The organism is Nocardia sp. NPDC051981, assembly GCF_040680715.1.
Classification (GTDB): Bacteria; Actinomycetota; Actinomycetes; order Mycobacteriales; family Mycobacteriaceae; genus Nocardia.
Map to the genome: position 1 here is coordinate 877,693 of NZ_JBFAXK010000001.1, position 12,331 is coordinate 890,023.

Genomic DNA, 12,331 nt, shown 5'->3' on the forward strand with positions numbered 1-12,331 from the left:
TCGCGGCCCCCGGCGGTCACAGCAGACCGCCTTCCAACACCCGGCCCGCCAGGCCGATCACGACCGGGACGATTCCCAGGCACAGGAAGGCGGGCAGGAAGCAGAGGCCGAGTGGGCCGCCGATCAGCACCCCGGCCCGCTCGGCCCGGGCCGCGGCCACATCCTCGAGCTCGCCCCGGCGGCGCTCCGCCAATTCGGCTACGGCCGTGGCCAATCCGGTTCCCGAGCGCGCCGAGCGGCGGGCCAGCCGCGCCAATGCCGTCACCGTCTCCTCGGCGGAGCCGGCAGTGGCCTGCTCCCACGCGGTGGCCGGATCCGCGCCCAGCGCCAGCAGGTCGGCAACCCGGCACAGCGCCGAGGCCAGTGGATCGGGAGCCTCGGACGCGACCGCCGCGGCAGCGGAGGCGGTGGGCAGCCCGGCGCGCAGGCACGCCGCCAGCAGATCGAGGGCGGAGGCGACCCCGAGCGGATCCGGCTCGGCCCGGAACTCCGGTTGCGGCAGTGTATTACCGTGCACCGGGTCCCGCAGTCGGCGCAGCCGGCGGACCGCACCGGCCCGGCCCGGCAGCATGAGCACCGCGATGGCCGCCAGCACCGCGGCCACGGACGGAGTCATCGCAGCACCTTGTCGGTGATAGCGTCGGCCCACAGCAGACCGGCGCAGGTCAGGGCGGACCCCAGGGGCAGCAGCAGCGTGCCCGCCGAGGACAGCAACAGCACACGCAGCGGTGACGCACCCATCAGCTCGCCCAGGCCGAGGCCGAGCAGGGGCAGCAGGGCCAGCACCACGGCGGTCGCCCGGGCCCCGGCCAGCGCCGCGGACGTGCGGTCGCGGAAGCGCTTGCGGCCCAGTAGATCCGAACGCACGGCGGCCAGCAGCTCGGCCAGGGCGAGCCCGTGCCGCTCGGCCACCCGCCAGGCGCCGGCCACTCGGGACAGTTCCCGCGCCACCACCGATCCGGGACGCCGCAGGCCCTCCGCGCCGGACCCGCCCAACCGGCTCCGCGCCGCGCTGACCGCGAAGGCCCGTGCCACGTCGCCCGCGGTCTCACGGGCCGCCACCTCGGCCGCGGCGCTCGGATGTGCGCCGATCCGCAGCTCCCCGATCACCGCCTCCAGCCCCTCGAGCAACTGTGCGACCTCGATGCCCCGCTGCCGTTCTCGCCTCGTGCGGCGGCACCGAATCAGCACGGTGGCCGCCAGCAGTACCGCGGCCACCACCGGACCGGGGCCGATGAGGAGCATCAGGGGCACCGCCGACAACGGCGCAATGCGAATCATCCAGCTGCGCCTGGTCTTTCGCCCGCACGCGCGAAGCTCGAACAGCCGAGACAGGCGCCGCCGAGCGATCGGCGGAGGCACCACGAGCAGCGCCAGCGCGAGGCAGACCGATGCGAGCGCGTGCGAGCCGAAGCCGGATCCCATCAGTCACCTCCGGACTGCTTCGATCCCGGATCATCCTCGGCGCCAATCGAATCGGTGATACTCGCCTGGCAACCACCATCGCGCCACGCCAACCGCAATCCCGCGAACCGCGAGCCACGCAGCCCGAAAAAATTGCAGCACAACCGATCCGAGTCGGCGTTGGAGGGCGGAATCGAACCGTGGAACGGCAAATCCGATCGGGGCCGGGGGCAACCGCACGAGCCCGGGCAGTCTTCACTCGCGGGGATCATCCGGAGTCCTTTCGTCGAGGAGTTTCCTGAGGAGCACTGCGCCCGGGGTCGGACGAGTGTCGGCGGTCCATGCGGGTGCGATCCGAACCCGGCCGTCGACCGGGGTGACCACACCGATTTCGCGGAGCGTGCGACGGCCGTCGGGCCGGCGGTGGACGTGCAGGATCACCTGGATCGCGGCGGCCAGCTGGCTGTGCAGGGCGGGCGCGGGCATACCGCCCAGGGCCGCGAGCGCCTCCAGCCGGGCCGGGACCTCGCCGGGCGAGTTGGCGTGCACGGTCCCCGCCCCACCGTCGTGGCCGGTATTGAGCGCGGTCAGCAGATCGACGACCTCGGCGCCCCGAACCTCGCCCACCACAATGCGATCCGGGCGCATACGGAGCGCCTGGCGCACCAGATCGCGCACGGTGACCTGGCCCGCACCCTCGACATTGGCGGGGCGGGCGACCAGGCGGACCACATGCGGATGCGGTGGCGCGAGCTCGGCCGCGTCCTCGACGCAGACGATCCGCTCGGCCGGGGCCACCTTGGCCAGCAGGCCCGACAGCAGTGTGGTCTTCCCCGCGCCGGTGCCACCGACCACCAGGAAGGCGAGCCGGGCACGAATGATGTGCTCCAGCAGGAACTTCGCGTCCGGTGGCACCGCACCGGCCGCGGCCAGCGCGTCCAGACCCTGGGTGGCGGGGCGCAGCACGCGCAGCGACAGGCAGGTGCCGCCGTGCGCGATCGGCGACAGTACCGCGTGCAACCGCACCCCGAAGGAATCCCCCGATGCCGCTTCGGTTCCCGCCAGCCGTCCGTCCACCCACGGCTGCGCATCATCCAGCCGCCGTCCGGCCGCCAGGGCCAATCGCTGCGCCAGCCGCCGCACCGCCGCCTCGTCCGGAAACCGCACCGAGGTACGCCGCAGGCCCCGACCCCGATCGACCCACACCGAATCCGGCCCGGTGACAAGCACATCGGCCACCTCGGGGTCGTGCAGCAGCGGCTCCAGCACGCCCGCGCCGGTCATCTCGGTCTGCAGCAAACGCAAGGCCCGCAACAGATCCGTGTCCGCGAGCACCCCGCCCGCCTCGGCCCGAATGGCCGCCGCCACCCGCGCCGGATCCGGATCCGCCGCCCCTTCCGCCAGCCGTTCCCGCACCCGCTCCAGCAGCTCGGTCGTCACCAGCTCACTCATTTCCGGGCTCCCGTGGGTGCCGGCAGCGGAGAACCGCAGGTCGAGCCGTGCACGCGGGCGATGCGCCACCACGAGGGACCCGGGCCGCCGGGAGGCCGGCCGTAGCGGGGACTCTCGGAAAACAGTGCGGTCAAAGCGGTTTCGGCGGCGGTGCGAAGCGGACCACGCCTCCGGACGGTCAGGCCCCCGCGTTCCAGGCGCTCGGTCAGGCCCGGCTGCGACGGGACCGCGGTGAGCAGCGGCAGCGCGAGCGCCCCGGCGATATCGGACGGGGCGAGGCCGCCGGGCGCGGGGCCCCGGACGATCAAACGCACATTCGGATTTCGCGCGGTCAGGTAGGCCGCGGCGGATTCGGCCGCGGCGATCGAGCGCAGGCGTGCCTGGGTCACCAGCACCACCAGATCGGCCACATCGAGAACCTGGTCGGTGTGCGGTCCGTGGTCGCTGGACAGGTCCGCGACCACGAGATCACCCGCCGCTCGGCCGCCCTCGAGGACGGCTCGCACCGCGGCGGGCGCGAGTGCCGCCGCCACCGATCCGTCGGCACGGCTCAGCTCGGCCGCAGGATCACCGGTCGCACCGGAGAGCGCCTGCGGACTGAAGACAGCGACGCCGCGGTCGACCAGGCAAGACGAAGGCCGGTCGAGGTCCGTTGCGAGCGAGGATGTTCCGTCGGAACAGAGCGGGGCGGGATGAAGCATCGGTGCGGGCTGCGCGTGGGAAGCGGCACCGCCGATGGAGCTGCGCCCAGTGGCAATCGGGTCCACCCTCGGCGAGAGCGCGCCGAGTTCGCTTGCGGGAGCGCCTCTTCCGCAAGAGAGCACGGCCAACCCCGCAGTGGCGGGCAGCGCCTCGTGCAGAGCGGGGGCGGAAACGCGGCCGTGTTCGATGGTGAGGTCGGGCCAGCGCAGCCCAGGCGCCCGCTCCAGACCGAGGAGGAGGTCGAGGCCGCCACCGTAGGGAGCGCAGTCGACCAGCAGGGTGCGGTCGCGGAAACGGCCTGCGGCCGTGAGGGCTACGGCGGCGGCCAGCACGGAGGCGCCGGATCCCGCGCCCGCGCCGGCCACCGCGAGGACCGCGCCGTCGCCGGGGCGCCGGCGGTCGTGGGCGGCGAAGGCGGCGATCAGTGCGTCGGCGGCGGCGGGCAGGGGCAGCACCTGTTCGGCACCGGCCGCGGTGGCGGCCTGCCAATCGAGCAAACCGGGCTCGCCATCGGTCACCAGGAGAATCCCCGGGCGGCGGGGGTGGGCGGCGGACGCACAGCTATGTGCGGCAGCGGTATCGACGATGATCACGGACGCATTGGTCCAGGCGTGGCGGCCGGGCGGCGGCACGCGCTCGTCGAGCGGGCGGTCGGCCGCGGCGGCGATGCGGCGAATCTCGTCGCGCAGGCGGGGATCGGCGACCAGCGACAGAGCCGGTGGGGTGGCGGGATCGGAGTTCATGCAGGTCAGCGTCGCCCGATCGGAGCAGCGGCGAAAGCGCCTCCACGGCGAGTGTGGATAACACGCGGCCTGTGCAGAACGCAGGGAGCGGGAACGGATCCAGAACTGTCCGTAAATAGAGGACGGCCCCAGCCGGGGGGGGAGGAGGCTGGGGCCGTCGGGTTCAGCCCCGGGGGGTCGGGCTGAACGCGCCTGGACCATGTCCAGGTATCTGCGATACTACACCCAAGCCCCGACCGGATTGCAAGTCCGCCCGGCGAGTCTTTTTCCTGCCCCGACGGCCCGGCTTCCCCCTGGCTAACCCGGATGAACCGGGTCTCGCGGTGACCCTCGCCACGCCTGCGCTGGAGGCGAATGAAATGGCGCGACGCGGAACCATATCCTGGACGACGTGACAGCCGAACGCGGACGAGTCGCCGCCTTCTTCGATCTCGACAAGACGGTGATCGCCAGGTCGAGCGCCTTCGTGTTCAGCAAGCCGTTCCTGGACCAGGGACTGCTCAGCCGGCGGGCCGTGCTGGAGAGCAGCTACGCCCACTTCCTGTTCCTGCTGTCCGGCGCCGATCACGATCAGATGGAGCGCATGCGCGAGCATCTGACCAAGATGTGCGCGGGCTGGGATGTGGACCAGGTGCGCTCGATCGTCGCCGAGACCCTGCACGACATCGTGGACCCGCTCATCTACGCCGAGGCCGCGGATCTCATTGCGGACCACCGGATTCGAGGCCACGACGTGGTGATCATCTCCGCCTCCGGCGAGGAGATGGTCGCCCCGATCGCCGCGGCGCTCGGGGCGGACCACTTCGCTGCCACCCGCATGGTCATCGAAAACGGCAGGTACGCGGGCGAAGTCGAGTTCTACTGCTATGGCCCGGGCAAGGTCGAGGCCATCGAAAAGCTTGCGGCGCAATATGATTACGACCTGTCGCGCTGTTACGCCTACTCCGACTCGGTCACCGATCTGCCCATGCTCGAGGTGGTGGGCCACCCCACGGCGGTGAATCCGGATCGGAGCCTGCGGCGCGAGGCCACCACCCGCGGCTGGCCGATTCTCGCCTTCTCCAATCCGGTGTCGCTGTGGGCGCGGATCCCGGCTCCGACCACCACCACGGTGGCCGCGACCGCCGCGGTCGGGCTCAGCGCGCTGGCGGCGGGAGCGCTCACCTACCGGCTGCTGCGGCGCCGCCGGTGACGCCGACCCGCCGGAAACGCCCGGATGAAAAATGGCGGGACACGCCGAGTTTTTGAAAGTTTCCCCAGGTCTTGATGTGATGGCGGTCACGGGGTAACAATGGAGGCACGGAAGGACGGAAGGCCAAGATCGGATCGGAAGAGAAGATTCGACCTCCCATCCCACCCTTCCCAGCACGGACACCAGGCACCCACGCGGAGCACGCCGCGACAAGGGCAACAGTAGTTGTGGGCCTGCGTTATCCAGGATATCGACGGCAACGGCCTCGCAATCAATGCGGGGATGAACCGCTGAATCCTGGAGAGCTCGCCGAGGCCGAAGAAAACACAACCAGAAAAGCACGCTTGGTAACCGGGTGGTCCGTGCTAGCGGGCGGTGAGGTCGCAATTCGCGACAACGCCGCCCGCTTTGACGTGTATGGACCCCGGGACACCTTGGCGTACAGGCGGTTTCGCGATCAGGGGGGCTTACCCCGAGGCGGCGTCCGCGATCGAGCGGGCTTCGCGGGCGCCATCTTCCAGGGCGCCACAGGTGAAGATCACCCAGCCGCCGACGCCCTCCGCAGTTCCCATGCCGAAGGCGGCCGCGGCGTCGAGGTAGGCCTGGCGGCGGCGGAGCCAGAAGACTTCGGGGACGCCGAGGCTGTGCGGGTCCAGGCCACTGGACACGGCGACCAGGCGGGAGGCGGCCCGGGCGACGATGCCGTCGGCGGTGCCGAAGGGCCGAAGGGAGAGCAGTTCGCCGTGAACGACGGCCGCGATCACCGGCGCGGGGGCCTTCGTACCGGTAATGGTCTGGACCAGCAGGTCCAGGCGTTCGGCGACGCCGGGGACATTGCGGGGGCGGCCCAGCTGCGCTTCGTCGTCGACCATGTCGGCGGCGGCGAGCAGGTGCAGGCGGGCGAGAGCCTGGAGCGGGGCGCGCTGCCAGACGCCGACCAGATTGGTGAGGGCCTCGGCGTCGAGGGCCTGGCCCACGCGCAGCGAGCCGGCCAGGATCGGGTCGTCGACGCGGCCGTCGGCGGGGAGATCGATGGTGCCGCCGTCGATGGCGGCGGAGGAGCGGGCCGCGCGGACGGCGGCCTCGGCGGCGGTGGTGGGCCAGCCGCGGCGGTTCGCCCGGTGGCGATGCACCTCGGCGAGGGCGTCACGGGCCTTGTCAGCGGCATCGCGCACGCCGGGCAGGTCGACGAGGGGCTGCAGCGGGTCGGTCACGAGGTACGAGGCTACTGCCGGGTATCGGATCACCCCGACACCCGGTCGGTCATCCCGCGAGGAGGTCGCGACCAGGGATGGCGTCGAGGAGGCGGCGGGTGTATTCGGACTGCGGGTTGTCGAACACCTCGGTCGTGGATGCGGCCTCGACCACCCTGCCCTGCTGCATGACCAGGACGTCGTCGGCGATCTGGCGGACCACGGCCAGGTCGTGGGTGATGAACAGGTAGGTGAGGCCGAGATCGGCCTGCAGCTCGTTGAGCAGCTGCAGGATCTGGGCCTGCACCAGCACGTCGAGGGCCGAGACGGCCTCGTCGCAGACCACCAGCTCCGGGGAGAGCGCCAGGGCCCGGGCGATGGCCACGCGCTGGCGCTGGCCGCCGGAGAGCTCGTTCGGGTAGCGGCGCATGACCGAGGCCGGGAGCGAGACCTTGTCGAGCAGATCGCGCACGATGGCCTCGCGCTCGGCCGGGGTGCCGAGGCGATGGGTGCGCAGCGGCTCCTCGATGGTCCGGTAGATGGAGTACATCGGGTCGAGGGACCCGTACGGGTCCTGGAACACGGGTTGCACGCGGCGGCGGAAAGCGAAGGCGGCCTTGGCATCCAGGGTCGCCACCTCGCGACCGTCGAAGGTGACGCGGCCGGCGGTGGGCGGCAGCAGGCCCAGCACCATCTGCGCCACCGTGGATTTGCCCGAACCGGATTCGCCGACGATCGCGGTGGTGGTACCGCGCCGCAGGGTGAACGAGACATCGTCCACCGCAACGAGTTCGGAGGATCGCCACGGCGCGTTGCCGCGAATGCGGAAAACCCGCGTGAGGTGGTCCGCGACGAGCAGATCGTCGGGGGCACTGACGAATTCGGCGTCGGTTTCGGCCAGCTGCCCGGCGACCTGGACGGCCTGCTCCCGCACCTCGGCCCGCTTGCGCACCGAGGACAGCCGCTGCGAGGCCAGCGAGGGCGCGGAGTTCACCAGTTTCTTGGTGTACAGGTGCTGGGGTTCGCGCAGGATCTGCAGGGCCGGACCGGATTCCACCACGCGGCCGCGGTACATGACGACCAGGTGTTCGGCCCGTTCGGCGGCCAGGCCCAGGTCGTGGGTGATGAGCAGGACCGCGGTGCCGAGTTCGGTGGTCAGGCCGTCGAGGTGGTCGAGGATCTGGCGCTGCACGGTGACGTCGAGCGCCGAGGTGGGTTCGTCGGCGATGAGCAGTTTCGGCCGGCAGGACAGGCCGATGGCGATGAGCGCGCGCTGGCGCATGCCGCCGGAGAATTCGTGGGGGTACTGGTTGACGCGGCGTTCGGCATCGGGCATACCGGCCTCGGCGAGCAGTTCGACGGCCCGCTGCCGGGCGGCCCGGCCCTTGGCAACGCCATTGGCCTCCAGGGTTTCCCGGATCTGGAATCCGACCTTCCACACCGGGTTCAGATTGGACATGGGGTCCTGCGGCACGAAGCCGATACCGCGCCCGCGCACTCCGACGATCTCGCGGCCGGTGGCCTTCGACAGGTCCTTGCCGTCGAAGAGCACCGAGCCGGAGGTGATCCGGCCGGTGCCGGGCAACAGGTCGATGATGGCGTGCGCGGTGGTCGATTTGCCGGATCCGGATTCGCCGACGATGGCGACCGTCTGACCCGGATACACGGTCAGGCTCACCCCGCGCACCGCCGGGATCTCGCGCCGGTCGGCGGTGAAGGCCACGTTCAGATCGCGGACCTCGAGCAGTGGTTCGGTCATGGCGCTCACCTCCTGCGGGCCTTGGGGTCGAAGGCGTCGCGCACGGCGTCGCCGAGCATGATGAAGCTGAGCACGGTCAGCGCGAGCGCGGTGGCCGGGTAGAACAGGATGGCCGAGGTGCGAATCTCCTTCTGGTCCACGGCGATATCCGATCCCCACGACACGGTCTGCCGGGTGAGCCCGACGCCCAGATACGACAGCGTCGCCTCGGTGACGATGAAGACACCCAGCGCGATGGTGCTCACCACGATGAGCGGCCCGGCCGAGTTGGGCAGCACGTGCCGCACCAGCGTCCGGAATCTGGAGACGCCCAGGGCCTTTGCCGCCGTGACGTACTCGCTGTTCTTCGACTCGATCACCGCGCCGCGCACGATGCGCGCGGCCTGCGGCCAGCTGAACGAGGCCAGCGTGAGCATGACCGTCCACACCGTGCGCGAGGCGAGCAGCTGCATGAGCACGATGGAGGCCAGCATCAGCGGCAGCGCGTAGAACACCTCCGAGATCCGCGACACCACCGAATCCAGCAGCCCGCCATAGTATCCGGCGATCGCACCCAGGGTGCCGCCGATGAGCACGTACATCAGCGTCGCGCCGACACCGGTCACCACCGAGGCGCGGGCGCCGTAGATGGTGCGGGCGTAGATGTCGCAGCCCTGCTTGTCGAAACCGAACCAGTGCGCCCCGGACGGCTTCCGCATGCTGAAATCGCCGTTGCAGTAGCGCGGATCCTGGCTGGTGAACAGCTGCGGCCACACGGCGACCAGCACCACCAGCACGATCAGCACCGCCGCCGCGAGGAAGATGGGATTGCGCCGCAGCTGCCGCCAGGCGTCCCGCCACACGCTGGTGGGGGCGGTGGTCTCGTCCAGGGTGTCGGTGGCCAGGACCTGGACCTCGTCCGGCGGCGCCACGAAATGCTCCTGGCCACGGCGCATTTCGTGGACCGCGGGTTGCCGGCTGTCGCGGGCCTCGGGTTCAGGCATAGCGGATCCTCGGGTCGAGGGCGGCGTAGAGCAGGTCGACGATCAGGTTGGACAGCAACAGGATCACGATCAGCACCGTCACGAAGGCCACCACCGTGGGCGGTTCTCCGCGCGTAATGGCCTGGTAGAGCGTGCCGCCGACGCCCGGGATATTGAAGATGCCCTCGGTGACCACCGCGCCCCCGAGCAGGAAGCCCAGATCGGTGCCGAGGAAGGTGACCACCGGGATCATCGAATTGCGCAGGATGTGCACCACGATCACCCGCCTGCGGCTCAGCCCCTTGGCGGTGGCGGTGCGCACGAAGTCGGCGGTCATGTTCTCCGCCACCGCGTTCCGGGTCAGCCGCAACACGTAGGCGAACGACAGCGACCCGAGCACGAACGCCGGTACCAGCAGATCCGTGAAGCTCGCCTTCGCCCCGACGGTGACCGGTGCGATGCCCCACTTCACGCCGAGCAGGAACTGCGCGAGGAAGCCCACCACGAAGATCGGCACCGCGATGATCACCAGGCTGAGCACCAGCATGGTGGAGTCGAAGAGCTTGCCCTTGCGCAGCCCCGCGATCAGCCCGAACGTCACGCCGAAGATCGCTTCGATGCAGACCGCCATGACGGACAGCCGGAAGGTGATCGGGAACGCGCGGGCGAGTTCCTCGCGCACCGGCCGCCCCGAGAAGGACGTCCCGAAGTCCAGCGTGACAATGCCTTTCAGGTACTCCAGGTATTGGATGAAGAACGGCTGATCCAGGTGGTAGCGGGCGCGCAGGGACGCCTCCACCGCCGGGGTCATCTGCCGGTCCCCGGCGAGCGCCTGGATGGGGTCGCCGGGGATCAGGAAGACCATCGCGTAGATGAGCAGCGTCGCCCCGAAGAAGACCGGGATCATCTGGAGCAGCCGCCGCACGACGTACCACGCCATGCCGGGCTACTTCTCGATGTTCTCGAAGTCGAACAGCCCCGACCAGGAGACGGGCGCCTGCTTCACCTTGTCCGAGCGCCCGGCCGCGACGTTGTAGTCGAAGACCGGGATATCGGCCATGTCCCGGAACAGCACGGTCTGCGCCTGCGCGATGCCGTCATACGCCTGTTCGGGTGTGGCGGCGGCGAGGGCGCTGTTGAGCAGCCGGTCGAATTCCGGGCTCTTGTAGTGCACGTCATTGGTTTCCGAGGTGCTCAGGAACAGCGCGGTCAGGTATTCGAACATGGACGGGTAGTCGCCCTGCCAGCCGTAGCGGAACGCCTTGCCCACGTTCTCGTGCACGATCTCGTCGCGAATGTTCTTGAACGTCGGGTAGGGCGCGCCGACCGCGTCGATGCCGAGGGTGTTCTTGATGCTGTTCGCGGTGGCCTCGATCCAGGCCTGATGACCGCCGTCGGAGTTGTAGGCGATCTGGAAGGTGCCCGACCACGGCGAGATGGCGTCGGCCTGCGCCCACAGCTTCTTGGCCTCGTCCGGATTGAACTTCAGTACTTCGGAACCCGGCAGGCCGGCGCGGAACCCGGGCAGGGTGAAGGCGGTGAAGTCCTGGCAGGGGACGCGGGTGTTGTGGAAGATGTTGGCGGCGATCTGTTCCCGGTTGATGGCCATCGAAATCGCCTTGCGCCGCAGCACTCCTTCGGGTCCGGAGAAGTGGGCGACATTGGGCTGGATGCCGATGTGCTGGCTGTAGGCGATGGGCTTGTGGATGGCCCGGTCGCCCAGGTCCTTCTCGTAGGTGGCCAGCGCGGTGTCCGGGATCACGTCCAGGCCGTCCAGATTGCCCTGGAGCAGGTCGGCGTACGCGGTGTCCATGTTCGCGTACATCTTGAAGCGCAGGCCCTTGTTCTTGGCGGGCCGCCCGCCCTTGTAGTCCGGGTTGGGCACCACCTCGATCTGCACATTGTGCTGCCAGGCACCGGCACCGGCGAACTTGTAGGGGCCGTTGCCGATCGGGTTCTCGCCGAAGGCCTTCATGTCCTTGTAGGCCACGGCGGGCAGCGGATAGAACGGCGCGAAGCCGAGTTCCAGCTCGAAGTCGATGGACGGCTGTTTGAGGTCGACGGTGAAGGTGTGGTCGTCGACCACCTTCAGACCCGACATGGTCTGCGCCTTGGGCGGATTCGCCGCGACGTCGTCATAGCCGACGATCGGGGTGAAGACCCAGTTCTGCAGCTGCGCGTTGGTGCCCAGGGCGCCGTAATTCCACGCGTCCACAAAGGATTTCGAGGTCACCGCGGTACCGTCGGTGAACGTCCAGTCCGGCTTGATGGTAATGGTGTAGTGCTGGCGGTCCGGCGTGACGATGGACTGCGCCATCTCGTCGTGCGGAGTGCCGTTGGCGTCGTAGTACTTCAGCCCCGCCCACAGCCGGTCGACCACGCGGCCGCCCATGTTCTCGTTGGTATTGGTGGGCACCAACGGATTCTGCGGTTCGGCGGCGTTCACGGTGACGTAGTCGGAATTGTTGTCCTCACCGGAGGAGCATGCGGTCAGGCTGAGGCTTGTGGCCAGTGCCGCCACGGCGAGCGCGGTGATCGTCTTGATTCGCAACGCGTTTCTCCCATCCCAGGAAACGGTCGACCTCGGGTGAATCGGACATTAACGATCGCGGTCGATGTTGTCAGCGGATCGAAACGGGAATGTTCGGCTTGTTAGCAATCCGGCAACATGGGGCATCCGAATGGGAGACCCTACGTGACACAGTGCACAGCAGCGGCGACCTCGTGTTCACGGTTCGGTCATGCCGCCGATGGGAGCCTCGTCACGAACGCCCACCGATCGAGACGGCGGAACACGACGCAGGTCACAGTCGGTTAGGGTCGAACGTGGCCGCCGTCACCTCTGCGCGGCCTGCATGCGAGAGAAGAAGAGACGAGATGACCGACACCACCGCCGACCACCTGGATGCCTATCCGCCCAGCGC

The 12,331-nt window shown here is 69.6% G+C and carries 10 protein-coding genes; 1 reads left to right on the forward strand and 9 read right to left on the reverse strand.

Annotated features, from left to right (window positions below; translation table 11 throughout):
* Positions 1-16 precede the first annotated feature (16 nt).
* From AB0L60_RS03855 to ssd, 4 genes are all read right to left on the reverse strand, one after another.
* Positions 17-616: a type II secretion system F family protein gene (locus AB0L60_RS03855; protein WP_364606635.1), complete on the reverse strand. Its 600-nt coding sequence runs from the start codon at positions 614-616 to the stop codon at positions 17-19.
* Positions 613-1,281 (reverse strand): type II secretion system F family protein, encoded by a 669-nt coding sequence (locus AB0L60_RS03860; RefSeq protein WP_364606638.1) that lies wholly within the window; start codon positions 1,279-1,281, stop codon positions 613-615. Before AB0L60_RS03860 ends, AB0L60_RS03855 begins: the two co-directional genes overlap by 4 nt.
* 378 nt (positions 1,282-1,659) lie before the next feature.
* On the reverse strand, positions 1,660-2,856 hold the full coding sequence (locus AB0L60_RS03865) for a TadA family conjugal transfer-associated ATPase (RefSeq protein ID WP_364606641.1): 1,197 nt from the start codon (positions 2,854-2,856) through the stop codon (positions 1,660-1,662).
* Positions 2,853-4,301 carry a septum site-determining protein Ssd gene (gene ssd, locus AB0L60_RS03870; protein WP_364606644.1) on the reverse strand — a complete coding sequence of 483 codons (1,449 nt, stop codon included), beginning with the start codon at positions 4,299-4,301 and terminating at the stop codon, positions 2,853-2,855. The genes AB0L60_RS03865 and ssd overlap by 4 nt, the downstream gene beginning before the upstream one ends.
* A gap of 382 nt (positions 4,302-4,683) precedes the next feature.
* On the opposite strand from ssd, the gene AB0L60_RS03875 reads away from it, so the two are divergent.
* A complete protein-coding gene (locus AB0L60_RS03875; protein WP_364606800.1) occupies positions 4,684-5,493 on the forward strand; it encodes an HAD-IB family hydrolase in 810 nt (269 codons plus the stop codon).
* A 467-nt stretch (positions 5,494-5,960) separates the two neighbouring features.
* On the opposite strand, the gene AB0L60_RS03880 is transcribed toward AB0L60_RS03875, so the two are convergent.
* Genes AB0L60_RS03880 through AB0L60_RS03900 form a run of 5 tightly spaced genes read right to left on the reverse strand, consistent with a single transcriptional unit; the run spans position 5,961 to position 11,952 of the window.
* Positions 5,961-6,707, reverse strand: coding sequence for an oxidoreductase (locus tag AB0L60_RS03880; protein ID WP_364606647.1), 747 nt, complete (start codon positions 6,705-6,707; stop codon positions 5,961-5,963).
* Between the two features lie 49 nt (positions 6,708-6,756).
* Positions 6,757-8,445, reverse strand: a complete 1,689-nt coding sequence (locus AB0L60_RS03885) for an ABC transporter ATP-binding protein (RefSeq protein ID WP_364606650.1) — start codon at positions 8,443-8,445, stop codon at positions 6,757-6,759.
* Between the two features lie 5 nt (positions 8,446-8,450).
* The gene (locus tag AB0L60_RS03890) at positions 8,451-9,428 is read right to left on the reverse strand and encodes an ABC transporter permease (RefSeq protein WP_364606653.1); all 978 of its coding nucleotides are present in this window, start codon (positions 9,426-9,428) and stop codon (positions 8,451-8,453) included.
* Entirely contained in the window at positions 9,421-10,347 is a 927-nt protein-coding gene (locus AB0L60_RS03895; RefSeq protein WP_364606656.1) for an ABC transporter permease, read from the reverse strand. Before AB0L60_RS03895 ends, AB0L60_RS03890 begins: the two co-directional genes overlap by 8 nt.
* 6 nt (positions 10,348-10,353) lie before the next feature.
* Positions 10,354-11,952, reverse strand: a complete 1,599-nt coding sequence (locus tag AB0L60_RS03900; protein ID WP_364606803.1) for an ABC transporter substrate-binding protein — start codon at positions 11,950-11,952, stop codon at positions 10,354-10,356.
* Between the last annotated feature and the right edge of the window lie 379 nt (positions 11,953-12,331).